The following is a 23944-nucleotide window of genomic DNA, read 5'->3' as shown; positions in this document are numbered from 1 at the left end:
CAGCCCTGCGGCGCGGCGCCGTTGACCTTGCCACGCCCGCCCGTCACCCTCACAAGGGACGAGGAAGTCGACTGTCGGGAGTGTGCGGGTGGAGACGGGGGCGCGAGGTACGCGAGGGCGTTCGGGACGGCGTTCGTTACGGGTTCCGGCCCGGTTCTTCCCACTGCCGGACACGGACGACTCGCTCGCCCGCTGGGTCCTCCCGGCCGCTCTGATCGGTGTGGTGGCCGGTCTCGGGGCGGCCGCGCTGTTCGGACTGCTGCATCTGTGCACGGGCTGGCTGCTGGAGTCGGTGGCCGGTTACCGGCCCTACCGGACATCCGGCGAAGGTGGTTTCCGAGCGCTGTCCGGATCCGACCGGCCGTGGCTGGTGCCGTTGGTGGCGGCCGGCGGCGCGCTGGTCGCCACGGCGTTCGCCGTCCGGCTGGCGCCCGAGGCGCGCGGCCACGGCACGGACGCTGCGATCGCGGCGGCGCACCACGATCCAACGGGCATGCGGGGCCGGGTGACGGTGGTGAAGCTGGTGGCGTCGGCGGTGACCATCGGCTCCGGCGGCTCGGGCGGCACGGAGGGGCCGGCCGCGCAGATCTCCGCGGCGTTCGGCTCCGTCATCGCCCGGCGCACCGGCATGACGCGCGAACAGGCCCGTACGGCGCTGGTGATCGGTCTCGCGGCGGGCGTCGGCGCGATCTTCCGGGCGCCGCTGGGCGGGGCGCTGCTCGGGGCGGAGCTGCTGTACCGCAGAGACATGGACGCCCGTGTGCTGCCCAAGGCGCTGATCGCCTCCGTGGCGGGCTGGCTGGTGTTCGGCGCCTGTCACGGCTTCTCGCCGTCGCTCGGCGGGCACGGCGGCCATGGGGTCGGCGGGGCGACGGGGCTGGCTCTGGTCGCGGTGGTGGGTCTGGTCGCGGGCAGTGTCGGACGGCTGTACACGGCCTGCTTCTACGCGGTGCACACGCGCGTCGAGAAACGGGCGCGCGGGACGTTCGCCCGGGTCGCGGCGCCCACGGTCGCGGGGCTGCTGGTGGGCGGGCTGGGGCTGCTGGTGCCCGGGGTGCTGGGCACCGGATACGGGCTGATGGAGGCGCTGACCTCGCGGAGTGTGCTGCTGGACCTGCCGTTGGCGGTGGTGCTGGCGATTCCGCTGGCGAAGATCGTGGGCACGGCGCTGACGGTGGGCTCGGGCGGTTCGGGCGGCATCTTCGGGCCGTGCATGGTGGTGGGCGCCGGGGTGGGTGCGGCGGTGTGGCGGCTGGCGGAGCCGCTCGGGCTGGCGCCCGGCAGCCCGCTGGTCCCGGTGGCGGTGGGCATGGCCGCCTGTCTGGGCGCGGTCGCGCACGCGCCGCTCGGTGTCCTGGTGATGGTCGCGGAGATGCTCGGGGACGCCTCGCTGCTCGGCCCGGGCATCCTCGCGGTGCTGTGCGCGCGGTCGGTCACCGGGGGCGTGACGCTGTACCGCAGCCAGTTGGAGCGGATCACGGACGAGCCCGAGGACCGGATCGCGGACCGGGCCCCGGACCGGATCGGGGACGAGCCCGAGGACACTCCGCCCCCACCGACCCTGCCCGGCCCGGTGGTCCTGGATCGCCGCGCGAGGCTCGCTCCGGTACGGCGGGAGCCCGTGGGCCCGGGCCCGGTGACGGTCAACTCGGCGGACCCCGCACCGGACTGAGCCCGCCCGGTCCCGTGAGCGATGCGCTGACCTACCCTGTGACCATGGACGATGCGTCGATGGTCGGGCTCATGGGGCGGGTCACCGGAACGATCGGGCCCGGGCTCGTCGGCGAGGTGATGGTCCGGGTGCGCGGGGGTGCGGAGCACTTCCTCGCGTACGCCGCGGACGGCACGGGGCGGATGGAGCGGGGCACGGTGGTGATGGTGGTGGAGCACCTGCCGCCGCGGACCGTCTACGTCACTGCTGCGTACGACAGTTGAGCATGCTCCGCCCCAGGTGAGAGCCGCGTATCAAGATTGCGACAAGGATCCGTCAGCGTCTTCTCCATGGGCCCCCGCGAGAGCACACTCCCTTCGTTCGGTGCCGAAAGGGCACCATGCAAAGGGGGCGTATGCCGATGGTTGTCGGCGTCGTTGCGGGGGCGGCGGTCGTTGCCGTCCTCGTGTTGATCGGTGTGTTCAAGATGATGTGGCGGGTCGCCGAACCCAACGAGGCGCTCATCATCTCCGGTTCGAAGCATCGGACCGAGGGCCTCGAGGAAGGCATGGGATTCCGTATCGTCACGGGGCGCGGCACGCTGGTGCTGCCCGGTGTGCAGGCGGTGCGCAAGCTCTCCCTCGACCTGAACGAGACCGAGTTGTCGGTGGACTGCGTGACCCAGCAGGGCATTCCGCTGAAGGTGCGGGGTGTGGTCATCTTCAAGGTGGGCGACGACTTCGTGTCGATCGCCAACGCGGGCCGCCGTTTCCTGGACCAGCAGAAGATGATGTCCGAGCGGGTGCACAACGTGTTCGCGGGTCATCTGCGGTCCATCGTGGGCGGACTGACGGTCGAGGACATGATCCGCGACCGGGAGAAGCTCACCGGGCAGACCCGGGCCGCCTGCGGCACGGAGATGGAGAAGCTGGGGCTCATCGTGGACTCCCTGCAGATCCATGAGATCGAGGATCCGACCGGGTACATCCAGAACCTGGCGATGCCGCACGCGGCGGCCGTCCAGCGGGACGCGCGGATCGCGCAGGCGGAGGCGAACCGTCTCGCCACCGAGGCGGAGCAACAGTCGTTCGCCCGGATGGCGGAGGCCACCCGGGACAGCGAGATCCTCCAGGCCGGCTACCAGGCCGAGCGTGACAAGGCGGCGGCCCAGGCCAGGCAGGCCGGTCCGCTCGCCGACGCGGCCGCCCGGCAGGAGGTCGTGGTCCAGGAGACACGGGTCGCCGAGCTGGAGGCGCACCGACGGGAGCAGCAGCTCCAGGCGGACGTCCGCAAGCCGGCCGACGCCCGGGCCTACGAGAAGCGCACGCTGGCCGAGGCCGAGCGTGACGCGCGTATCTCGGGGGCCCAGGCCAAGGCGAAGGAGACGGAGCTCGCGGCGGCGGCCGAGGCGACCCGGGTCAAGACGGCCGCGAGCGCCGAGGCCGAGGCGACGAAGGCCCGAGGTGTGGCATCGGCCGCGGCGACCCGGGCCACCGGTGAGGCCGAGGCGGCCGCGGCGCAGGCGAAGGGCCTGGCGGACGCGGAGGCGACCAAGGCCAAGGGTCTCGCCGAGGCGGAGGCCATCAAGGCGAGGGCCGCGGCCCTCGCCGAGAACCAGGAGGCGGTCGTCGCCCAGCAACTCGCCGAGAACTGGCCGGAGATCGTGAAGGCCGGCGCGTCCGCCTTCGGCAACGTCGACAACATGGTGTTGCTCAACGGTGCCGACGGCATGGCCGACATGTTCGCCAAGGCGCTCACCATGGGCGGCACCGGTCTCGGTCTGGCGCGTCAGCTGCTGGCCTCGATGAACCAGAACGGGCAGACCTCGAACGGGACTTCGTCCCTCAACGGGATCACGACGCCGCCGGCGCAGAAGGTGCCGGTGGAGAAGGAGTAGGTGACGGGCTGACACGGTCACGGGGGCACCCTCTAAGGTGCCCCCGTGACTGCGTTTACCGAAGAGAACGTCCCGGGCCGGCACGGCCCCACCGCCACCACCGAGGCCGACCCCCGTGCGGTCGGCCGGGTGCGTACCGAGTACTCCCCCGCGCACGACGGCGATCCGGATCCCGGTGAGATCGTGTGGACCTGGGTGCCTTTTGAGGAGAACGACGGACGGGGCAAGGACCGGCCGGTGCTGGTCGTGGCACGGGAGGCCGAGGGGACGTTCCTCGCCGTCCAGCTGTCCAGCAAGCGGCACGACGGCGACCGTGAGTGGGTGGCCATCGGCAGCGGGCCGTGGGACCGGTCGGGGCGCGACTCATGGGTGGACGTCGACCGTGTCCTGCGGCTGCACGAGGAGGGCATGCGCCGGGAGGCGTGCGCGCTGGACCGCGGCCGGTTCAACCTGGTGCGGCAGCGGCTGCACGAGCGCTACGGCTGGACCTGACGCTCCGCGAACGTCCGTTCGAAAGCTGCTCGCACCACGGCTCCCGGTGTGCGGTCCAGGATCCCGAACACGATGTGTTCGAAGGCTCCGGCGAACCGCCCGCCGGGCCCGAGCAGCCCGTGGAAGGCGTCCGCGACCTGCGCGGGGTCGTTGCGGAAGACTCCGCAGCCCCAGGCGCCGAGGACCAGCCGCCGGTAGCCATGCGCCGCGGCCGTCTCCAACACCCGCTCGGCCCGCACCGCGAGGGCCCGCGGCAGATCGGGCGCCCGCTCCGGAACCGTACGCAGGACGACTCCGGCGTTGGGGGCCGGAGAGGTCAGGAAGCCGGCCGTGTACGGCTCGTCGAGCAGCCGGCCGCGGTCGTCGCGGAAGACCGGCACGGCCGGTGAGTGGATGACACGGTCCGTGTAGAACGGGTCGCGGTGGGCGCGGTGATGGTCGTAGAACTCCGGGGCCCGCAGCAGGCACGTGTACAGCGCGGAGGCGCGGCACAGGGCCTCCTCCTGGGCCTGGGCTCCGTTGAGATAGCCGCCGCCCGGGTTGCGGGCCGAGGCGAAGTTCAGGACGGCGACCGGTCCCGGCAGACGGCGGGCCGCCTGAAGGCTGCTCTCGCCGGTGACCTCCAGGAGCGTTGCCGTCGAGGAAGGGACGGGGGCGAACGGGACCGGGTCGGGCCCGTGCATGCGCGTGCCCGCCCGCGCGGCCTCGATCCAGGCCGCGAGCGACACCTCGTGACCGCCGGGCGCGCGATACGCCCCCTGCGCCACGATCCGCTCGGTCTCCGTCGCGATACCGCGCAGCCGCGCGCTCATGGCGCCACCCCCGTGTGCGCCACGACCGCGTGCCGCGCGGCCTCCCCCGTCGTCCTCATGAACGCATCGTGATCGATGCCGGTCCTGCGGTGCAACGGAGTTTCCCGGCCCCGAGAACGCGCGGAAAACGGATATGACGAGACGCGAACGCACCGATGTGCACCCTTGTGCGAATCGAGGCGAGGGTCTTGGGTGGGACGAGTGCCGCCGGGCGGGGCCCGTCGAACGCCCGACCGGTGGCATCGCGGAATCTCTGAGAGGATCGCGATATGTCCGATACATCCAGTGTCGGTTCGGTGGGTGACTGTAGCGACTGTACGCAGCCACGCACCGCCGTCACCGAAGCCGAGGTGGAGGCCCTGGTCCGGGGCATCTGCTTCAAGACCGGCCCGCCCCGCTGCCTCGGGGTCGAAGTGGAATGGCTGGTCCACGAGCTGCGGCAGCCGCAGCTCCCCGTGACACCCGAACGACTCGAAGCGGCCTATGCCGCACTGCGTACCGTGCCTCTGAGGTCGGCGCTCACCGTCGAGCCCGGCGGCCAGCTCGAGCTCAGCTCGCCGCCCACCGCCTCCCTGATGGAGTGCATCGGTACCGTCTCCGCCGATCTGGACGCCGTCCGCGCGGTCCTCGCCGAGGACGGCCTCGGTCTCGTCGGCGTCGGTCACGACCCCTGGCACCTGCCCCGCCGGTTCCTGCGCGATGCGCGCTACGAGGCCATGGAGACCAGTCTCGACCGCAGGGGCACGGCCGGCCGGCACATGATGTGCGCCTCGGCCTCCGTCCAGGTGTGCGTGGACGCCGGGTACGAGGAGCCCGGCCCGCTGGGCCACGGCCGCCGCTGGTGGCTGGCGCATCAGCTGGGCCCGGTGCTGGTGGCCGCGTTCGCCAACTCCCCGCTGGTGGGACGGCAGCCCACGGGCTGGCTGTCCACCCGGCAACTGCTGTGGCTGGAGATCGGCCCCGGCCAGGCGGGCGCTCCGCCGCTGGACGGGGAGCCGCGCGACGCCTGGGCCCGGCATGTCCTCGACGCCCCGGTGATGTGCGTACGGCACGACGACGGCCCGTGGGAGGTGCCCGAGGGGCTCACCTTCCGGGAGTGGACCCGCTCGAAGGCGCCCCGGCCGCCCACCCGCGAGGACCTCGACTACCACGTCACGACGCTGTTCCCGCCGATCAGACCGCGCGGCCACCTGGAACTGCGCATGATCGACGCACAGCCCGGCGACGACGGATGGATCGTGCCGCTCGCGGTGACGGCGGCGCTGTTCGACGACCCGGAGGCGGCCGAGACCGCGTACCGGACCGTGAAGCCGCTGGCCGAGCGGGCCCTGTCACGCCCCGCGCCGCACAATCCGCTGTGGATCGACGCGGCACGGACCGGGCTCGCCGACCCCGAGCTGCGCGATGCCGCCGTCACCTGCTTCACGGCGGCGCTGGAGGCCCTGCCCCGCCTCGGCGCGACCCACGACGTCACGGCCGCCGTCGCGGCGTACCTGAACCGCTATGTCGTCCGGGGCCGCTGCCCCGCCGACGATCTGCGGGACCGTCTGCACGGCACGGAACTCCCCCGGTCCCGGCTCCGCTCGACCGGAGGGACGCCCACCGCCCACGGGAAGGACATCCTCACATGACCGCCCCCGAGACCGACTCCGAGACCCTGCGCCGTCGGGCCCTGACCTCGCTCACCACGGCCCGCGACCGCACCACGCTGCTGACCAGCTGCGTCGAGGAGCCCGACCTCACCGCCCAGCACTCTCCGCTGATGTCCCCGCTGGTGTGGGACCTCGCCCACATCGGCAACCAGGAGGAGCTGTGGCTCCTGCGCTCGGTCGGCGGCCGGGAGGCGATGCGACCCGAGATAGACAGCCTGTACGACGCCTTCGAGCACCCGCGTGCCGAGCGGCCGTCGCTGCCGCTGCTGCCGCCCGCCGAGGCCCGCCGCTACGCGGCCGAGGTGCGCGGACGCGCCCTGGACCTGCTGGAGAGCACGGCGTTCGGCGGCACCCGGCTGACCGAGGCGGGCTTCGCCTTCGGGATGATCGCCCAGCACGAACAGCAGCACGACGAGACCATGCTGATCACCCATCAGCTCCGCAAGGGCCCACAGGCCCTCACCGCCCCGGACCCGGACCCGGCACCGCTGTTCACCGGCCCCGCCGAAGTGCTGGTGCCCGGCGGCCCGTTCACCATGGGCACCTCCACCGAGCCGTGGTCGCTGGACAACGAACGCCCCGCGCACCAGGTCGAGGTGGCACCCTTCCACCTCGACACCACCCCCGTGACGAACGCCGCCTACCAGGCGTTCATCGAGGACGGCGGCTACGACCAGGAGCGCTGGTGGACGCCGGAGGGCTGGGAGCACATACGCCGGCAGTCGATCACGGCACCGCTGTACTGGAGCCGCGACGGCGGGCAGTGGCTCAGACGCCGCTTCGGCGTCACCGAGGTGGTGCCGCCCGACGAGCCGGTGCTGCACGTGTGCTGGTACGAGGCGGACGCCTACGCCCGCTGGGCCGGTCGCCGGCTGCCGACCGAGGCGGAGTGGGAGAAGGCGGCCCGCCACGACCCCCCCCAGGACCGCTCCACGCGCTACCCGTGGGGCGACGCCGATCCGGCGCCGGTCCACGCCAACCTGGGCCAGCGCCATCTGCGGCCCGCTCCGGCCGGCAGCTATCCGGCCGGTGAGTCCCCGCTGGGGATACGGCAGTTGATCGGCGACGTATGGGAGTGGACGGCGAGCGACTTCCTGCCGTACCCGGGGTTCGCGGCGTTCCCGTACAAGGAGTACTCGGAGGTGTTCTTCGGGTCCGAGTACAAGGTGCTGCGCGGTGGTTCGTTCGCCGTGGACCCGGTGGCCTGCCGGGGGACGTTCCGCAACTGGGACTACCCGATCCGGCGGCAGATCTTCTCCGGATTCCGCACCGCCCGCTCGGAGTCCGCCTGATGTGCCGTCATCTGGCGTATCTGGGACCCGAGGAGCCGCTGGGCCGGCTGCTCGTGGAGCCCCCGCACGGTCTGTACCGCCAGTCGTGGGCGCCGCGCCGACAGCGGTACGGGACGGTCAACGCCGATGGCTTCGGGGTGGGCTGGTACGCCCCGGGCGATCCGGTACCGGCCCGCTACCGGCGCGCCGGGCCGATCTGGGCGGACCTCTCCTTCGCCGATCTGGCCCGCGTCGTCCGCACCGGAGCACTGCTCGCCGCGGTGCGCGACGCGACCCTGGCGGGCGCCGACGCGGAGGCCGCGGCGGCACCGTTCGCCGCGGGCCGCCTGCTGTTCAGCCACAACGGCGCCGTCGCGGGCTGGCCGCAGTCGGCGGCGCCGCTCGTCCCCGGACTGCCTCCGGTCGATCTGCTGTCCCTGGAGGCGCGCAGCGACTCGGCGTTCGTATGGGCCCTGGTCCTGCACCGGCTGCGCGGCGGCGACGACCTGGGCCGGGCGCTGGCCGGCACGGTGCGGCAGGTCGCCGAGGCGGCCCCGGCCTCCCGGCTCAACCTGCTGCTCACCGACGGCGAGACCGTCGCCGCCACCGCCTGGGGCGACACCCTCTTCTCTCTCGCAGAACCCGGCGGACGCACCGTCGTGGCCTCCGAGCCGTACGACGACGACCCGCACTGGCAGGAGGTCCCCGACCGCACGCTGTTCACGGCGAGCCGCACGGGGGTGCTGCTCACCCCGGTCGAGGACCCGGCCTCCGTACCGAAGAAGGAGCCCTGTACGTGAGTTCCCTCCGTGTCACCCGCACGCTTCCCGAGGACGCCACCGACGCCGCGCTGCGCGCCGACGTCCGCGGCGGCCTCACCGTCACTCCCAAGACCCTGCCGCCGAAGTGGTTCTACGACGCCCGGGGCAGCGAGCTGTTCGACAAGATCACCGAACTGCCCGAGTACTATCCGACGCGCGCCGAACGCGAGATCCTTCTCGCCCGGGCCGGCGAGATCGCGGCGGCATCCCGCGCCCGCACCCTGGTCGAGCTGGGTTCCGGCTCGTCCGAGAAGACCCGCTTCCTGCTCGACGCACTCACCGACCTGCACACCTATGTCCCCGTGGACGTCAGCGAGAGCGCGCTCGTCCAGGCCGGACAGGCCCTCGTCGAGGAGCGGCCGGCCATCGACGTACACGCCCTGATCGCGGACTTCACCGCCCGGCTGGCCCTGCCGGACACGCCCGGTCCACGGCTGGTCGCCTTCCTGGGCGGCACCATCGGCAATCTGCTGCCCGCCGAGCGCGCCGACTTCCTGGCGTCGGTGCGCGGGCTGCTGTCGCCGGGCGACGCGCTGCTGCTCGGCACGGACCTGGTCAAGGACGAGGAGGTGCTGGTCAGGGCGTACGACGACGCGGCCGGGGTGACGGCCGAGTTCAACAAGAACGTCCTGGCCGTGGTCAACCGCGAACTGGGCGCCGACTTCGATCCGGACGCCTTCGACCATGTGGCGCTGTGGGACGCCGGGAACGAGTGGATCGAGATGCGGCTGCGCTCCCGTACGGCCCAGACCGTGAAGATCCCCGCGGTCGATCTGGCCGTGGAGTTCGCGGCGGGCGAGGAACTGCGCACCGAGGTGTCGGCGAAGTTCCGGAAGGAGGGGATCTCCGCCGAACTGGCCGCGGCGGGGCTGACGCCGACCGACTGGTGGACCGACCCGCAGAACCGTTTCGCGCTGTCGCTGAGCACGGTGCGCGATCTCTGACCACCATGCGGGATCACTGACCACGGTGCCGGTCACCGAGCAAGGTGCCGTGCCTCAGCCGAACTTCGGTGCGAGGGCCTCGGTGATCCGCCGGGAGGCGCGGCGCGCCTCGGTCGCCGGGTCCGCGCCCTCGAGCACCCTGGTCATGTACTCCTTGATCGGGTTGTCGGCCTCGACCGCGGTCCACTGAGGTGTGCTGGGGGTCGCCCGGCCGTGCGCGGCACCGGCCGCCATGGCGGCGACCCCCTCCTCCCCGGCGACCGCGCTCGCCAGGGTCGGCTTGTTGGGGACGTAGTTCATGGTGCGGGCCAGCTCGGTGTCCCACTTGGCCCCGGCGAGCGCCCCGATGACGGCCGCGGCGTCGTACGGCCGGTCGGTGTTCTGCGGTACGACGAGGTCGGAGCCGCCGGTGAAGACGGTGCCGGGACGGGCGGCGGTCTTGCCGGGGACGGGGAAGTAGCCCAACTGGTCGGCGAGCGCGGGGTTCTGCTGCGTGATGGCCTGGGCGAGTCCCGGCACGGCCACGATCTGCGCCACCTTGCCGTCCGCGAACACGCCCGCCTGGGGCGGGTGTTCCTCGTCGGCGCCGACGGGCCCTCGGCCCAGTGCCTGCAACCGGCGGTAGAACTCCATGCCGCGCAGGGCGGCCGGGGTGTCCAGGGTGCCCTTCCAGCGTCCGTCCGACTCCCGGGCGAGGTCGCCGCCCTCGTCCCAGATGAACCCGGAAAGGGTGTACCAGTCCTGTCCGGCGAGGTAAATGCCCTGGCTGCCGCCGGAGTTGAGCTTCCGGGTGTCGACGAGCCACTCCTCGCGGGTCTTCGGCGGCGCGTCGATGCCGGCCTTCTCGAACATGTCCTTGCGGTAGATGACGACGCGGTTGGCCGCGTACCAGGGGATGCCGTACTGCTGGGTGTTGTCCCGTCCGGGTTCGGCGAGGCCGGGCAGCCAGTGCGTCATCCCCCAGTCGCGCGCGGACTCCAGCGTCAGGTCGGTGAGCCGGCCGTCCTCGACGTACTGCGGGACCTGGGTGTTGCCGACCTCGATGACGTCGGGGCCGTCCTTGGACGGCGCCTTCAGGGCCGACTGCACCTTGTCCACGATGCCGGTCCACTGCTGGATGCGGATGTCGAGCCGGATGCTCTTGTGCGTGCGCTCGAAGTCCTCGGTGAAACGGCTCAGGAACTCCTTCGACGCGCTGTCCTTCATCAGCCACACCGTGACCGTGTGGCGCTCGTTCCCGCCGGGCAGGACGCCGCAGCCCGTGGCGAGGGAGGCGGACACACAGATGAGGGCGAGCAGCCGTCGGCGCGCCGGTTCGAGTCTCACGAGGGGTCCTGTTCTGTCTGGCGGACAGGGGAAGAGGCCCGACGTGGGGGGACGAGCGCGGGGCTCGTACGGGTGTGGAGGATTTTGGTATGGACCAATGCGGCGGTCAAGGGCTACCGGGGGTTCGGACGTGACGCCTCGCGCTCCGCCTCCACATACGGCACGGTGGAGTGACGCGTGACACACCAGTCACGGAGAGAGAGGAGCACCCGCATGACCAACCACACCTACCGGGTCACGGAGATCGTCGGCACCTCCCCCGAGGGCGTCGACAAGGCCATCCGCAACGGCATCGCCCGCGCCGCCCAGACCGTGCGCAATCTGGACTGGTTCGAGGTGACACAGGTCAGGGGCCAGATCGCGGACGGGCAGATCGAGCACTGGCAGGTCGGCCTGAAGGTCGGCTTCCGCATCGAGGACGAGACCTGACCCGACCGGGGCCGGGACCCGACGTGCCCGGCCGGCTCAGGTCCGCCCCTCCCGTTCCTGGGCGTCCTCCAGCGCGGCCGACCGGTCGGCCCAGCGCGCCCGTACGACGGTGAATCCCGCCCGTTCGGCGTCCTCGCACACCAGCTTGTCGTCGTCCACCAGGACACGGATCTCGCGGTCACGGGCGAGTCGCCGCAGGATCTCCAGCTTGGTGTGACGGGCGCCCCGGCGGTCGGCGTCGCGCCGCATGAAGACACATCCCTCGGGCAGCCCCTGGGCGGCCAGCCAGTCGACCGTGTCGCGCCGGCACCGCTCGGGCCGCCCGGTCAGATACACGACCTCGCACTCCAGCGCGCTCTCCAGCACCAGCGCCACTCCCTCGGCGAGCGGCGGATCCAGCGACGCCGCGGCGAAGAAGCCCTCCCAGTCCCGCGGCTTGTCCTGAAGAAACCGCTGCCGGTGCGCGGTGTCGGCGAGCGTGTTGTCGAGATCGAACACGGCGAGCGGTCGCGTACGGCTGTCATTCACCCGGCCACCCTAGTCAGCGCCGGCTCCCGGGACCCGGACGGAGCCCCTCCGGCCGACCCGACGCCCCTGCGCCCTCGTCGTGTGCCGGGGCTGCCGCTGCGGCGACCCGCGCAAGCATCCCGGCACGGACCACGTCCGGCAGCTCGACCGACTGCCTGGGCCCCTGCGACCAGGAATGCCGTGGGCGCCGCGGTGTTCTACCTCGTATGAGTTCCGCTCTCGCCTCGGCCCGCTTCTCCGTTCTCGACCGCTCCCGCACCCGGGAGGGTCATCCGCACGCCGAGGCGCTGCGGGACACCGTCGCGCTGGCGCGGGAGCTGGAGGGGCTCGGGTATCACCGGCTCTGGGTCTCCGAACACCACGGCGTGCCCGGTGTCGCCGGGTCCGCGCCGACCGTGCTGGCCGCCGCGGTGGCCGCGGCCACGCGCACGATCCGGGTCGGCACCGGCGGAGTGATGCTGCCGAACCACCGACCCCTGGTCGTGGCCGAGCAGTTCGGGGTGCTGGAGTCCCTGTTCCCGGGGCGGGTCGACATGGGTCTGGGCCGGTCCGTGGGCTTCACCGACGGGGTGCGCAGGGCGCTGGGACGCGGCAAGGACGACGCGGAGGACTTCGCGGCGCAACTGGACGAACTGCTCGGCTGGTTCGAGGGGACCTCCCCCACCGGGGCGCACGCGCGCCCGGCGGAGGGACTGCGCGTGCCGCCGTTCGTGCTGGCCGTGGGCGAGGGTGCCGGGATCGCGGCCCGCGCCGGGCTGCCCATGGTCATCGGCGACCTCCGCAACCGGGAGAAGATGCTGCGCGGCATCGACCACTACCGCACCCACTTCCGGCCCTCGCCCTGGGCGTCGCGGCCGTACGTCGTCGTCTCCGGCACGATCGCGGTGGCCGCCACGCCCGAGGAGGCCCGGCGCCTGCTCGTCCCGGAGGCCTGGTCCATGGCGTACGCGCGCGCCCACGGCACGTTCCCGCCCCTGCCGCCCGCCGAGCGGATCGAGGCGCACACGATGACCGCGAAGGAGCGGGGCCTGTACGAGTCCGGCCTGGCCGGGCACATCGCGGGCACCGAGGATCAGGTGGCCGACGAGCTGGAAGTGGTGTTGAAGGACACCGCCGCCCAGGAGATCCTCGTCACGACCAGCACGTACGACCGACCGGCACTGCTGGACTCCTACCGGCGGCTCGCCGGGATCGTGAACCTGGAGGGTCCTCAGACGGCGGCCGCCTGATCCGTCCGGATCGCGATCGTTCCGTCGGACGCGTCCACCACGGCCCGGTCGCCCGCGTTCAGCTGGCCGGACAGGAGCAGGTCGGCGAGCCGGTCGTCGACCTCGCGCTGGATGGTGCGGCGCAGTGGGCGGGCGCCGAACTCCGGCTGGTGGCCGATGTTCGCGAGCAGGTCGGCGGCCGCGTCGGTGACCTCCATCGAGACGTCCTGCGCGTGCAGCCGGCGCCGGGTGTGTTCCAGCAGGAGATCGACGATCCGGCGCAGTTGGGCGCGGTCCAGGCCGCGGAAGACGATGATCTCGTCGATGCGGTTGAGGAACTCGGGCCGGAAGTGCTGGTTCAGGACGGGCATCACCGACTCGCGGACCTTGGTGTAGTCCTCGACGCCGGACGACAGGATCCGATCGGCGCCGATGTTCGAGGTCATGATCACGACGGTGTTCTTGAAGTCCACCGTGCGGCCCTGGGAGTCGGTGAGGCGGCCGTCGTCGAGCAGTTGCAGCAGGGTGTTGAAGACGTCGGGGTGCGCCTTCTCGACCTCGTCCAGGAGCAGCACGGCGTACGGCTGCCTGCGCACCGCCTCCGTGAGCTGGCCGGCCTCCTCGTGGCCGACGTATCCGGGAGGCGCCCCGACCAGCCGGGAGACGGTGTGCCGCTCCTGGAACTCGCTCATGTCCAGGCGGATCATGCGGTTCTCGTCGCCGAAGAGGGCGGCGGCGAGCGCGCGGGCGAGTTCCGTCTTGCCGACGCCCGTGGGGCCCAGGAACAGGAAGCTGCCGACCGGGCGGTTGGGGTCGCTCATGCCCGCGCGGGCGCGGCGGACGGCCCGGGCGACGGCGGTGATCGCCTCGTCCTGGCCGACGACCCGCTCGTGGAGGTGCTCCTCCAGCTTCATCAGCCGCTCGCGCTCCTCCTCGGTGAGCTGGGCGACGGGGATGCCGGTGGTGCGGGAGACGACCTCGGCGATGTCCTCGGCGGTGACCTTGGGCGCGTGCTCCTCGGCCCGGTCCGACCCGGCCAGCTGCTCCTCGGCGTCCTTGATCCGGTCGCGCAGTTCCTTGGCGCGCTCGTACTCCTCGTCGGCGACCGCCTGGTCCTTCTCCCGGTTGAGGGCGGCGAGTCGGTCCTCGATCTCCCGGGTGTCCGACAGGGGCGTCTTGGACCGCAGCCTGACCCGGGCGGCGGCCTGGTCCATCAGGTCGATGGCCTTGTCGGGCAGGAAGCGGGAGGTGATGTAGCGGTCGGACAGCTCGGCCGCGGCGACCACCGCCTCGTCGGTGATACGGACCTGGTGGTGGGCCTCGTAGCGGTCGCGCAGGCCGCGGAGGATCTCGATGGTGTCGTCGACGGTGGGCTCGCCGACCAGGATGGGGGCGAAGCGGCGCTCCAGCGCGGCGTCCTTCTCGATGTGCCTGCGGTACTCGTCGACGGTCGTCGCGCCGATGAGGTGCAGTTCGCCGCGGGCCAGGGCGGGCTTGAGCATGTTGCCCGCGTCCAGGGCGCCCTCGCCGCCCCCGCCGGCCCCCACGACGGTGTGCAGTTCGTCGAGGAACAGCACCAGTTCGTCGCCGTGCTCGCCGACCTCGTCGAGCAGTTTCTTCAGCCGCTCCTCGAACTCGCCCCGGTACTTGGTCCCGGCCACCATCCCGGCCAGGTCCAGGGAGACGAGCCGCTTGCCCTCCAGGGTCCTGGGGACGTCGCCCGCGACGATGCGCTGGGCGATGCCCTCGACGATGGCGGTCTTCCCGACGCCGGGGTCACCGATGAGGACCGGGTTGTTCTTGCTGCGCCGGGAGAGCACTTCGATCGTCTGTTCGACTTCCTCGTCCCGTCCGATCACCGGGTCGAGCCGCCCGGCCCGGGCGTCCTCGGTGAGGTCACGGCCGTACTCGTCGATGGTCGGCGTGCTGCTGGGCCTGCGGCGCTCCGCCGCCCCCTCCGCGGGCATCCGGGTCGGCTCCCAGCCGCTGTCGCTGAGCTCCCGCGCGGCCACCGACTCCGGGTTGGCGGCGAGCGCCCGCAGCAGATGCTCGGGGCCGATGTAGGAGGCGCCCTCGGCGCGGGAGATCTGGTAGGCGTCCAGCAGCGCACGCTTGGCGGCCGGGGTCAGCGTGGTGGGCTCGGACTTCTCGGTGCCGCCCGGGGGCGTGCCGAGCCGCTCCCGGATCCGGTCGGGGTCCGCGCCCGCCTCGGTCAGCAGCCGGCGGGTGGATTCGTGCTCGGTGGCGGCGGCCAGCAGGTGCCGCGCGTCGAGCTCCTCGCTGCCCTCCACGGCGGCGATGTCGCGTGCGTCCGCGACCAGCTCGCGGGCGCGCTCCGACAGCAGGCTGCCGATGTCGATCCGCTGCACCCGCCTGCCGGACGAGGCCGGCCCGGATCCGCCGAAGAACCGATTCATGAGGTCGTCGAACTCTTCGAAGGGGCTGCGTCCGAAACCGAAACCGGGAGTAGTCATGGGAACGGGCCTTTCTGGTGCGCCAGGCATACCGCGTCTTCCAAGCTCGCACAGGGTGGGCACGCCCGCACGGGGACGGCCGCCGAGATGCGGACGGCGCCCGGGCCGACCAGGCTGGCAGAGGGAACGTCTACCGGCTGGGAGGACCCCATGTCCTTCATGGACAAGATCAAGGGAATGCTCAAGGGCCACGAGGACATGGCCTCCAAGGGCATCGACAAGGGCGGCGACTATGCCGACCAGAAGACCGGGAACAAGTACCAGTCCCAGGTCGACACCGCACAGCAGAAGCTGAAGGACGAGCTCGGGGGCCAGGAGCGGGACATCCCGCCGCACCCCTAGGCCCCGCTCCCGGGGGGCCGCGGGCGCCGGACTAGAATCGTGGGGTCTGCCCCCGCCCGGCCGGCCCGTACGGAGTACCCCCCATGCACAGCGCCCACGATCCGTACGTCCGTGTCCGCGGCGCCCGCGAGCACAACCTCAAGGGCGTCGACGTGGACATCCCACGGGACGTGCTGGCCGTGTTCACCGGCGTGTCCGGCTCGGGGAAGTCGTCGCTGGCGTTCGGCACCATCTACGCGGAGGCACAGCGTCGCTACTTCGAGTCGGTGGCGCCCTATGCCCGGCGGCTGATCCACCAGGTGGGCGCGCCGAAGGTCGGGGAGATCACCGGGCTGCCACCCGCGGTCTCGCTCCAGCAGCGCCGCTCCTCCCCGACCTCCCGCTCCTCGGTCGGCACGGTCACCAACCTCTCCAACTCGCTGCGCATGCTGTTCTCGCGGGCCGGCGACTACCCGCCGGGAGCCGAGCGGCTCGACTCCGACGCCTTCTCCCCCAACACGGCGGCCGGGGCCTGCCCCGAGTGCCATGGGCTCGGTCAAGTGCACCGTACGACCGAGGAGTTGCTGGTCCCCGACCCGTCGCTGTCGATCCGCGAGGGCGCGATCGCCGCCTGGCCGGGCGCCTGGCAGGGCAAGAACCTGCGCGACATCCTCGACGTCCTCGGCCACGACGTGGACCGGCCCTGGCGCGAGCTGCCGGCCGAGCGGCGGCGGTGGATCCTCTTCACGGAAGAGCAGCCGGTCGTGACCGTGCATCCGGTGCGGGACGCCGACCGCATCCAACGGCCTTACCAGGGCACGTACATGAGTGCCCACCGGTACGTCATGAAGACGTTCTCCGACTCCAAGAGCGCGTCCCTGCGGGCGAAGGCGGAGCGCTTCCTCACCAGCGCGCCCTGTCCGGTGTGCGGCGGTGGCAGGCTGCGGCCCCGGGCGCTGGCGGTGACCTTCGCGGGCCGTACGATCGCGGAACTGGCCGCGGTGCCGCTCGCCGAGCTGGCCGGACTGCTCGAGGGCACGTCACAGACCGCGCGTGTCCTCACCGAGGACCTCAAGTCCCGTATCGCGCCGGTCGTCGAGCTCGGCCTCGGCTATCTCAGCCTCGACCGCGCCACACCCACCCTCTCGGCGGGCGAGCTGCAACGGCTGCGGCTGGCCACCCAGTTGCGGTCCGGGCTGTTCGGTGTGGTGTACGTCCTCGACGAGCCGTCGGCCGGTCTGCACCCGGCGGACACCGAGGCCCTCCTCACGGTCCTGGCCCGGCTGAAGGCCGCGGGCAACTCGGTGTTCGTGGTGGAGCACCATCTGGACGTGATGCGCGGCGCCGACTGGCTGGTGGACGTGGGCCCGCGCGCGGGCGAGCACGGCGGACAGGTGCTGCACAGCGGCCCGGTGACGGAGCTGGCGGGGGTCGACGGTTCGGCGACAGCACGCTTCCTCTTCGGCCGCACGCCCACGCCGGCGCGTCAAGTCCGCTCTCCGCAGGGCTGGTTGACGGTCGGTCCGGTGACCCGGCACAACCTGCGCGTGGTGACGGCCGAGTTCCCGCGCGGTGTGTTCACCGCGGTCACGGGTGTCTCGGGCTCCGGGAAGTCCACGCTCATCGGCGAGATCACCGAGGAGGCGGCCGGGGTCGGCCGGCTGGTGTCGGTCGACCAGAGGCCGATCGGGCGGACCCCGCGCTCCAACCTCGCCACGTACACGGGTCTGTTCGATGTCGTACGGAAGGTGTTCGCGACCACCGACGACGCTCGCGCATGGGGCTACGGCGTGGGGCGGTTCTCCTTCAATGTGGCGGGCGGGCGCTGTGAGACCTGCCAGGGCGAGGGGTTCGTGAGCGTCGAGCTGCTCTTCCTGCCGAGCACCTACGCGCCGTGCCCGGACTGCGGCGGGGCGCGCTACAACCCCGAGACGCTCGAAGTGACGTACCGGGGACGGAACATCGCCCAGGTCCTCGACCTGACCGTGGAGAGCGCGGCGGAGTTCTTCGCGGACACCCCGGCCGTGGCCCGCAGCCTGGGCACGCTGCTGGACGTGGGGCTCGGCTATCTGCGGCTCGGGCAGCCCGCGACCGAGCTGTCCGGCGGGGAGGCTCAGCGCATCAAGCTGGCGAGCGAACTCCAGCGCGCCCGCCGGGGTCACGCCTTCTACCTCCTCGACGAGCCGACGACCGGACTCCACCCGGCCGACGTCGAGGTACTGATGCGTCAGCTGCACGGCCTGGTCGACGCCGGACACACGGTCGTGGTCGTCGAACACGACATGACGGTCGTGGCGGCCGCGGACTGGGTGATCGACCTGGGCCCGGGCGGCGGCGACGCGGGCGGCCGAATCGTGGCAGCGGGCCCCCCGCACAAGGTGGCACAGGCCCAGGGGAGTGCGACGGCACCGTATCTGCGGCGGGCACTCCCCCAGTGATCTTCAGGCGCGCTCCAGGTCCTCCCGGGAATCCGGGTGCACCGGCGGCGCACCCGAACCGGGGCGGGCCTCGGCACGAGAGCGATCGCTGAACACCTGCTCGCGGGCCACCAGGGCCGCGTGGGTCCAGGTGGGCCCGTGTGTGGCCGGTTCGGCGGCTCGGGCGAGGGTGCGGCGGTCGGGGTGGGTGCCCGGTGGTATCGCCGGCAGCACCTCCACCTCGGCCACCAGGCCGCGCGCCGACACCACCCGCCACACCGAGGCGAACAACGTGTCCTCGCCCACGAACGCGGGCGCGGTGCTGGCCGCGCCACCGGCGATCCGGTAGTGCAGCCGCACCGGCTGGACGGGGACCCCGGCGTCGAGCGCGGCCTGGAAAACGGCCCGGTGGAAGCGGCCCTGGGCGCGGCCGCACCACGTGCTGCCCTCGGGGAAGGCGACGACCGCGGCGCCGTGACGCAGGGCGTCCGCGATGCGGGCGACCGTCTCCGGGAGCGCCCGCAACCGGTCGCGCTCGATGAACAGGGCCCCGCCGCGTGCCACCAGGGCCCCGGCCACCGGCCACTGCCGTATCTCCGTCTTGGCGAGCATCCGCGCCGGACGCACGGCGCCCAGCAGGGGGATGTCCAGCCAGGAGATGTGGTTGGCCACCAGGAGCAGCCCGCCGGTGGGTGCGGCGGCGCCGGTGAGGCGGACCCGGACCCCGGCGGCCCGCACGATCACCCGGCACCACCGCATGACCAGCCCGGCGGGGATCAGCCCACCGAGCGGGGCCAGCACGATCCCGGTCAGGACCAGGAGCGTGACCACCGTGAGCCGCAGCACGGCACGCGGTACGGCCGTCGCGGACACCGTCGGCTCCACACACGCCCCCGGGGTGCAGGGCGCGCTCGGCAGCCAGACGCTCATCAGGCCGGCACGAGAAAGAGGAAGTGCCGCAGATAGCGCGGGTTGACCCGGCGCATCGACAGCAGCACGTACAGGTCGGCCACCCCGAAGTCCGGGTCGTGCGCGGGCTCGGCGCAGACCCAGGCGCCCAGGCGCAGATAGCCGCGCAGCAGAGCGGGCAGTTCGGTGCGCGCGGCCTGGGCCGGAACCTCGGCGTCCGGGACCCAGGGCAGCAGCGGCCGTACCCGGAACTCCTCCGGGGCCAGGTGCTTGGTGCGCACCCGCTCCCAGGTGGCGGCGGCCAGGGCGCCGCCGTCGGCGAGCGGGATGGAGCAGCAGCCGGCCAGCCACTCGTGGCCGCGGTCGACCATGTAGCGGGCGATTCCGGCCCAGATCAGGCCGATGACCGTGCCGTCGCGGTGGTCGGGGTGCACACAGGAGCGGCCGACCTCGACCAGGCCGGGCCGGATCGTGTCGAGCGCGGCCAGGTCGAACTCGCCCTCCGAGTACAGCCGGCCGGCCACCGCGGCCCGCTCCGGCGGCAGCAGCCGGTAGGTGCCGACGATCTGCCCGGTCGCGGTGTCGCGCACGAGCAGGTGGTCGCAGTACGCGTCGAAGGCGTCGATGTCGTACCCGGGCTGCGGGCTCGACAGCAGGGCGCCCATCTCCCCGGCGAACACCTCGTGCCGCAGCCGCTGCGCGGCACGGACATCGGCCTCGTCATGGGCGAGGGTGACGGTGTAGCGGGTGGGGGCCGCAGGCTGCGGGGGACGGTCGAGGGTGGAAACGCCGGTCATGGCTCTCTCCTGGTCATGGGCCGGTTCGGCGGGGGAAGAGGGCGGACCGGGTGCGTACGGGCCGCCGCTCCTGTTCTTCCGATGCCGGTTGGCCTGCGCGTGACCTGCGCCAGGAGAGTGGATGTGGGGATGTTGAACGCCGGGGTTACCGACCGGTCAGCCGTCCTTGGTCACGCATCCGGCGAGCAGCCGCCCGGCCTCCTCCGGGGCGAGCACCCGCTCCAGGACGAGGTCGCCGGTCATGTTCGGGAAGAACCGGCCCGAGGGCCAGCTCCGCTCGTAGGGCGGGGGGTCGAGGACGAGCAGCCGTACTCCGTCGACGACGGGGATGTCACTGGGCGTCCCCTCGTTCCACACCCACTCCCCGGTGGGGGTGACGAGGTTGAAGGAGCCGGTGGTGTGCACCTGTCCGGGCTGGTCCCGGCACACGGCCGCCTCCTGGGCGGACGGGGCGCGGCCGGGCACGTGGCCGCCGCCGACGAGGACGTCGGCGAGCAGGGTGTGCAGCTGGAAGTTGTCGCCGATGCCGCCCATGCGCATCGCGTAGCCGGTGCCGGTGGGGCGGTGCAGCACCATCAGCGGCTCGTCGAGGACCAGCAGGGCGTACGCCAGACACTTGAAGCTGTGCCCGGACGCCTCCGCGACGGACCCCACGGCCCGCAGCAGCCGGTCGCGCAGGGAACCGTCGAGCGCGGTGCGCACGGCCGCGTGGCTGAGCATGGCCACGGAGGCCATCTCCCACTGGGGCAGCGTCAGCCAGGCCAGGGCCTGCTCCGGGCCCACCCGGTCGAAGAGGGCCGGGTCGGGCTCACCGGCGTCCGGGTCGGGGAAGTCCCCGCCGCCGGTCTCCTCCCAGCGTTCGCAGAACTCACCGACCGCGGCGAGCGTCTCGGCGAGCTCCGCGAAGACGTACGGCGCGCAGGGCACCGCGTCGGCGCCGCGCTCCACGCAGGCGCCGACCATCACGGCTATGGTGCCGCGCGGCCCCGGCGGTACGTCGGGCAGCAGCGCGGCGAGCCGCGGCGCGGCCTTGCCGGCCTCCTGCTCCCCCGCCTCCCCGATGCTCCGGTACAGCTCTCCGAACGCGCGCTCCGAACGGTCCACGTCCCGCTCGCGCACAGCGGCCTCGAAATCCGTGACGGCCTCGAGGAACCGCTCCCTCCCGTTGTTCTCGAAGATCATGCGCGCAGCCTATCGAGGGCCGGGTGCCCGGCGGGGCCGGGGGAGGAACACCGCTCCCGGCCCCGCCCGTCCGCACCCGCCCGACGAACGGCCGACGGCCCCGCGCCCACAACAGCCCTACCGCTTGCCCGCCTTGCGCGTGGCCCGCAGCCACTCCTTGTTCATGTTCGTGATGGACGTCAGCGGAATGCCCTTGGGGCAGGCCGTGTGGCACTCCCCGGCGAGCGTGCAGCCGCCGAACCCCTCCTCGTCCATCTGCGCCACCATGTCCAGCACCCGTGTCTCCCGCTCGGGCGACCCCTGCGGCAGCACGTTGAGGTGGTTGACCTTGGCGGAGGTGAACAGCATCGCCGCCCCGTTCGGGCACGCGGCCACGCACGCCCCGCAGCCGATGCACTCGGCGTGCTCGAAGGCGAAGTCGGCGTCCGGCTTGGGCACCGGCGTGGCGTGGGCCTCGGGGGCGGCACCCGTCGGCGCGGTGATGTAACCGCCCGCCTGGATGATCCGGTCGAGGGCGGACCGGTCCACGACCAGGTCCTTGACCACCGGGAAGGCGGACGCCCGCCACGGCTCGATGTCGATCGTCTCGCCGTCCTTGAAGGACCGCATGTGCAACTGGCAGGTGGTGGTGCGCTCGGGGCCGTGCGGGTCGCCGTTGATGACCATCGAGCACGCGCCGCAGATGCCCTCGCGGCAGTCGTGGTCGAAGGCGACCGGGTCCTCGCCCTTGAGGATGAGCTCCTCGTTGAGCGTGTCGAGCATCTCCAGGAAGGACATGTCGGAGGAGATGCCGTCCACCTCGTACGTGGACATGGCGCCGTCGGCGTCGGCGTTCTTCTGCCGCCAGACGCGCAGGTTGAGCTTCATGCGTAGCTCCGCTGAGTGGGGTGGACGTACTCGAAGACCAGGTCTTCCTTGTGCAGGGTCGGGGCCTCACCCGTACCCGTGAACTCCCAGGCGGCCGCGTAGGAGAACTCGTCGTCCTTGCGGGCGGCCTCGCCGTCGGGTGTCTGGGACTCCTCGCGGAAGTGGCCGCCGCAGGACTCCGAGCGGTGCAGCGCGTCGAGGCACATCAGCTCGGCGAGCTCCAGGTAGTCGACGATGCGGTTCGCCTTCTCCAGGGACTGGTTGAGCTCCTCGCCCGTACCCGGAACCTTGATGCGCCGCCAGAACTCCTCGCGTATCTGCGGGATGCGCTCGAGGGCCTTGCGCAGTCCGGCGTCGGTGCGTGCCATGCCGCAGAACTCCCACATGAGTTCGCCGACCTCGCGGTGGAAGGAGTCGGGGGTGCGGTCGCCGTCGGCGGACAGGAGCAGGTCGAGCCGGCCCTGGGTCTCCGCCAGCACCTCCTGGACGACCGGGTGTTCGACCGTCACCGCCTCCTGGTGAGGGTTGCGGGCGAGGTAGTCGTTGATGGTGGCCGGCAGCACGAAGTAGCCGTCGGCCAGGCCCTGCATCAGCGCGGACGCGCCGAGCCGGTTGGCGCCGTGGTCGGAGAAGTTGGCCTCGCCGACGGCGAACAGGCCCGGGACGGTGGTCTGCAGGTCGTAGTCGACCCAGAGGCCGCCCATCGTGTAGTGCACGGCGGGGTAGATGCGCATCGGCACCTCGTACGGATCCTCGTCCGTGATCCGCTGGTACATGTCGAACAGGTTGCCGTACTTGGCCTCGACGGCCCCCCGGCCCATCCGCGCGATCGCGTCCGCGAAGTCCAGGTACACGCCCTGCCCGCCGGGGCCCACTCCCCTGCCCTCGTCGCAGACGTTCTTCGCGGCGCGGGAGGCGATGTCGCGCGGGACCAGATTGCCGAAGGCCGGGTAGATGCGCTCCAGGTAGTAGTCGCGCTCGTCCTCGGGGATCTGGTTCGCGGGCCGGGTGTCGCCCTTGGCCTTGGGCACCCAGATCCGGCCGTCGTTGCGCAGCGACTCGCTCATCAGGGTGAGCTTGGACTGGTGGTCGCCGGTGCGCGGGATGCAGGTGGGGTGGATCTGGGTGAAGCAGGGGTTGGCGAAGTACGCGCCGCGCCGGTGCGCCCGCCAGATCGCGGTGGCGTTGGAGTTCATGGCGTTCGTCGACAGATAGAAGACGTTGCCGTAGCCGCCGCTGGCGAGTACGACGGCGTCCGCGAAGTAGGTGTCGATACGGCCCGTGATCAGGTCGCGTGCCACGATGCCGCGCGCCCGTCCGTCGATGACGATCAGGTCGAGCATCTCGGTGCGCGGGTGCATCTCCACGTTCCCGGCCGCGATCTGCCGTGACAGCGCCTGGTAGGCGCCGAGCAGCAGCTGCTGGCCCGTCTGACCGCGGGCGTAGAACGTGCGGGAGACCTGGACACCGCCGAAGGAGCGGGTGTCGAGGAGACCGCCGTACTCGCGCGCGAAGGGCACGCCCTGGGCCACGCACTGGTCGATGATCTCGACCGAGATCTGCGCGAGGCGGTGGACGTTGGACTCGCGTGCCCGGAAGTCGCCGCCCTTGACGGTGTCGTAGAACAGCCGGTACACGGAGTCGCCGTCGTTGCGGTAGTTCTTGGCCGCGTTGATGCCGCCCTGCGCCGCGATGGAGTGGGCGCGGCGCGGCGAGTCCTGGTAGCAGAACTGGACGACGTGGTAGCCCTGTTCGGCGAGGGTGGCGCCGGCAGAGCCGCCGGCCAGGCCGGTGCCGACGACGATCACGGTGTGCTTGCGGCGGTTGGCCGGGTTGACCAGCTTGGCCTCGAAACGGCGCTTGTCCCAGCGCTCGTGGACCGGGCCCGAGGGCGCCTTGTCGTCGACGACGGGCGCGCCGTTCTCGTAGTTCGCGTAGGTTGTCAT

The 23944-nt window shown here is 72.2% G+C and carries 21 protein-coding genes; 12 read left to right on the top strand and 9 right to left on the bottom strand.

The genetic code is table 11. The features are described 5' to 3' along the window. Nucleotides 1-88: 88 nt before the first annotated feature. From N8I87_RS35710 to N8I87_RS35695, 4 genes are all read left to right on the top strand, one after another. Complete coding sequence (locus N8I87_RS35710) at nt 89-1672, top strand: chloride channel protein (protein ID WP_263214974.1); 1584 nt, start codon at nt 89-91, stop codon at nt 1670-1672. A 44-nt stretch (nt 1673-1716) separates the two neighbouring features. Beyond that, entirely contained in the window at nt 1717-1935 is a 219-nt protein-coding gene (locus N8I87_RS35705; protein WP_263214972.1) for an NfeD C-terminal domain-containing protein, read from the top strand. Nucleotides 1936-2066: 131 nt separating this feature from the next. Beyond that, the gene (locus N8I87_RS35700) at nt 2067-3548 is read left to right on the top strand and encodes a flotillin family protein (protein ID WP_263214971.1); all 1482 of its coding nucleotides are present in this window, start codon (nt 2067-2069) and stop codon (nt 3546-3548) included. A 45-nt stretch (nt 3549-3593) separates the two neighbouring features. Next, on the top strand, nt 3594-4040 hold the full coding sequence (locus tag N8I87_RS35695) for a type II toxin-antitoxin system PemK/MazF family toxin (RefSeq protein WP_263214970.1): 447 nt from the start codon (nt 3594-3596) through the stop codon (nt 4038-4040). Here the strand turns inward: N8I87_RS35695 and N8I87_RS35690 are convergent. Further along, nucleotides 4025-4852: a TIGR02452 family protein gene (locus N8I87_RS35690; protein WP_263214969.1), complete on the bottom strand. Its 828-nt coding sequence runs from the start codon at nt 4850-4852 to the stop codon at nt 4025-4027. The two genes, N8I87_RS35695 and N8I87_RS35690, sit on opposite strands and share 16 nt — an antisense overlap. Nucleotides 4853-5121: 269 nt before the next feature. On the opposite strand from N8I87_RS35690, the gene egtA reads away from it, so the two are divergent. Genes egtA through egtD form a run of 4 tightly spaced genes read left to right on the top strand, consistent with a single transcriptional unit; the run spans nt 5122 to nt 9540 of the window. Then, nucleotides 5122-6483: an ergothioneine biosynthesis glutamate--cysteine ligase EgtA gene (egtA, locus tag N8I87_RS35685; protein ID WP_263214967.1), complete on the top strand. Its 1362-nt coding sequence runs from the start codon at nt 5122-5124 to the stop codon at nt 6481-6483. After that, nucleotides 6480-7796: an ergothioneine biosynthesis protein EgtB gene (gene egtB, locus N8I87_RS35680; RefSeq protein WP_263214966.1), complete on the top strand. Its 1317-nt coding sequence runs from the start codon at nt 6480-6482 to the stop codon at nt 7794-7796. Before egtA ends, egtB begins: the two co-directional genes overlap by 4 nt. Then, the gene (egtC, locus tag N8I87_RS35675; protein ID WP_263214965.1) at nt 7796-8575 is read left to right on the top strand and encodes an ergothioneine biosynthesis protein EgtC; all 780 of its coding nucleotides are present in this window, start codon (nt 7796-7798) and stop codon (nt 8573-8575) included. Before egtB ends, egtC begins: the two co-directional genes overlap by 1 nt. Continuing rightward, entirely contained in the window at nt 8572-9540 is a 969-nt protein-coding gene (gene egtD / locus N8I87_RS35670; protein ID WP_263214963.1) for an L-histidine N(alpha)-methyltransferase, read from the top strand. The genes egtC and egtD overlap by 4 nt, the downstream gene beginning before the upstream one ends. Before the next feature lie 54 nt (nt 9541-9594). Here egtD and N8I87_RS35665 read toward each other — a convergent pair whose 3' ends face one another. Then, the gene (locus tag N8I87_RS35665) at nt 9595-10866 is read right to left on the bottom strand and encodes an extracellular solute-binding protein (protein ID WP_411577322.1); all 1272 of its coding nucleotides are present in this window, start codon (nt 10864-10866) and stop codon (nt 9595-9597) included. 213 nt (nt 10867-11079) lie between these two features. Here N8I87_RS35665 and N8I87_RS35660 point away from each other — a divergent pair, with 213 nt between their 5' ends. Then, the gene (locus N8I87_RS35660; RefSeq protein WP_263214961.1) at nt 11080-11295 is read left to right on the top strand and encodes a dodecin; all 216 of its coding nucleotides are present in this window, start codon (nt 11080-11082) and stop codon (nt 11293-11295) included. Nucleotides 11296-11331: 36 nt separating this feature from the next. Here the strand turns inward: N8I87_RS35660 and N8I87_RS35655 are convergent, their stop codons facing one another. Next, nucleotides 11332-11823, bottom strand: coding sequence for a phosphatase domain-containing protein (locus tag N8I87_RS35655; RefSeq protein ID WP_263214959.1), 492 nt, complete (start codon nt 11821-11823; stop codon nt 11332-11334). Nucleotides 11824-12029: 206 nt separating this feature from the next. On the opposite strand from N8I87_RS35655, the gene N8I87_RS35650 reads away from it, so the two are divergent. Then, complete coding sequence (locus N8I87_RS35650) at nt 12030-13052, top strand: LLM class flavin-dependent oxidoreductase (protein WP_263214958.1); 1023 nt, start codon at nt 12030-12032, stop codon at nt 13050-13052. On the opposite strand, the gene N8I87_RS35645 is transcribed toward N8I87_RS35650, so the two are convergent. Next, nucleotides 13034-15505 carry an ATP-dependent Clp protease ATP-binding subunit gene (locus tag N8I87_RS35645; protein ID WP_263214956.1) on the bottom strand — a complete coding sequence of 824 codons (2472 nt, stop codon included), beginning with the start codon at nt 15503-15505 and terminating at the stop codon, nt 13034-13036. The genes N8I87_RS35650 and N8I87_RS35645 overlap by 19 nt on opposite strands. Before the next feature lie 150 nt (nt 15506-15655). On the opposite strand from N8I87_RS35645, the gene N8I87_RS35640 reads away from it, so the two are divergent. Together N8I87_RS35640 and N8I87_RS35635 are read left to right on the top strand one after the other, a co-directional pair. Next, on the top strand, nt 15656-15847 hold the full coding sequence (locus tag N8I87_RS35640; protein ID WP_263214954.1) for an antitoxin: 192 nt from the start codon (nt 15656-15658) through the stop codon (nt 15845-15847). Between the two features lie 83 nt (nt 15848-15930). Next, nucleotides 15931-18264, top strand: a complete 2334-nt coding sequence (locus N8I87_RS35635; RefSeq protein WP_263214952.1) for an excinuclease ABC subunit UvrA — start codon at nt 15931-15933, stop codon at nt 18262-18264. A gap of 3 nt (nt 18265-18267) precedes the next feature. Here N8I87_RS35635 and N8I87_RS35630 read toward each other — a convergent pair whose 3' ends face one another. From N8I87_RS35630 to N8I87_RS35610, 5 genes are all read right to left on the bottom strand, one after another. Further along, complete coding sequence (locus tag N8I87_RS35630; protein ID WP_263214950.1) at nt 18268-19173, bottom strand: lysophospholipid acyltransferase family protein; 906 nt, start codon at nt 19171-19173, stop codon at nt 18268-18270. After that, nucleotides 19173-19949 carry a GNAT family N-acetyltransferase gene (locus tag N8I87_RS35625; RefSeq protein WP_263214948.1) on the bottom strand — a complete coding sequence of 259 codons (777 nt, stop codon included), beginning with the start codon at nt 19947-19949 and terminating at the stop codon, nt 19173-19175. The genes N8I87_RS35630 and N8I87_RS35625 overlap by 1 nt, the downstream gene beginning before the upstream one ends. A 156-nt stretch (nt 19950-20105) precedes the next feature. Then, nucleotides 20106-21131 carry a hypothetical protein gene (locus tag N8I87_RS35620; protein WP_263214946.1) on the bottom strand — a complete coding sequence of 342 codons (1026 nt, stop codon included), beginning with the start codon at nt 21129-21131 and terminating at the stop codon, nt 20106-20108. A gap of 117 nt (nt 21132-21248) precedes the next feature. Then, on the bottom strand, nt 21249-21998 hold the full coding sequence (locus N8I87_RS35615) for a succinate dehydrogenase/fumarate reductase iron-sulfur subunit (RefSeq protein WP_263214945.1): 750 nt from the start codon (nt 21996-21998) through the stop codon (nt 21249-21251). Next, nucleotides 21995-23944 carry a fumarate reductase/succinate dehydrogenase flavoprotein subunit gene (locus tag N8I87_RS35610; RefSeq protein ID WP_263214944.1) on the bottom strand — a complete coding sequence of 650 codons (1950 nt, stop codon included), beginning with the start codon at nt 23942-23944 and terminating at the stop codon, nt 21995-21997. The genes N8I87_RS35615 and N8I87_RS35610 overlap by 4 nt, the downstream gene beginning before the upstream one ends.

It is taken from the genome of Streptomyces sp. HUAS 15-9, from assembly GCF_025642155.1.
Lineage (GTDB): Bacteria > Actinomycetota > Actinomycetes > Streptomycetales > Streptomycetaceae > Streptomyces.
This window is presented reverse-complemented; position numbering and strand designations above follow the sequence as displayed.

Bases quoted from the DNA above. Each gene is read 5' to 3' on its own strand.
- N8I87_RS35650 (WP_263214958.1), top strand. From the start codon at position 12,030: ATGAGTTCCGCTCTCGCCTCGGCCCGCTTCTCCGTTCTCGACCGCTCC.
- egtB (WP_263214966.1), top strand. From the start codon at position 6,480: ATGACCGCCCCCGAGACCGACTCCGAGACCCTGCGCCGTCGGGCCCTG.
- N8I87_RS35700 (WP_263214971.1), top strand. From the start codon at position 2,067: ATGCCGATGGTTGTCGGCGTCGTTGCGGGGGCGGCGGTCGTTGCCGTC.
- N8I87_RS35690 (WP_263214969.1), bottom strand. From the start codon at position 4,852: ATGAGCGCGCGGCTGCGCGGTATCGCGACGGAGACCGAGCGGATCGTG.
- N8I87_RS35630 (WP_263214950.1), bottom strand. From the start codon at position 19,173: ATGAGCGTCTGGCTGCCGAGCGCGCCCTGCACCCCGGGGGCGTGTGTG.
- N8I87_RS35625 (WP_263214948.1), bottom strand. From the start codon at position 19,949: ATGACCGGCGTTTCCACCCTCGACCGTCCCCCGCAGCCTGCGGCCCCC.
- N8I87_RS35640 (WP_263214954.1), top strand. From the start codon at position 15,656: ATGTCCTTCATGGACAAGATCAAGGGAATGCTCAAGGGCCACGAGGAC.
- N8I87_RS35660 (WP_263214961.1), top strand. From the start codon at position 11,080: ATGACCAACCACACCTACCGGGTCACGGAGATCGTCGGCACCTCCCCC.
- N8I87_RS35615 (WP_263214945.1), bottom strand. From the start codon at position 21,998: ATGAAGCTCAACCTGCGCGTCTGGCGGCAGAAGAACGCCGACGCCGAC.
- N8I87_RS35635 (WP_263214952.1), top strand. From the start codon at position 15,931: ATGCACAGCGCCCACGATCCGTACGTCCGTGTCCGCGGCGCCCGCGAG.
- N8I87_RS35705 (WP_263214972.1), top strand. From the start codon at position 1,717: ATGGACGATGCGTCGATGGTCGGGCTCATGGGGCGGGTCACCGGAACG.
- N8I87_RS35620 (WP_263214946.1), bottom strand. From the start codon at position 21,131: ATGATCTTCGAGAACAACGGGAGGGAGCGGTTCCTCGAGGCCGTCACG.
- N8I87_RS35645 (WP_263214956.1), bottom strand. From the start codon at position 15,505: ATGACTACTCCCGGTTTCGGTTTCGGACGCAGCCCCTTCGAAGAGTTC.
- egtA (WP_263214967.1), top strand. From the start codon at position 5,122: ATGTCCGATACATCCAGTGTCGGTTCGGTGGGTGACTGTAGCGACTGT.
- N8I87_RS35610 (WP_263214944.1), bottom strand. From the start codon at position 23,944: ATGACAACCTACGCGAACTACGAGAACGGCGCGCCCGTCGTCGACGAC.
- egtC (WP_263214965.1), top strand. From the start codon at position 7,796: ATGTGCCGTCATCTGGCGTATCTGGGACCCGAGGAGCCGCTGGGCCGG.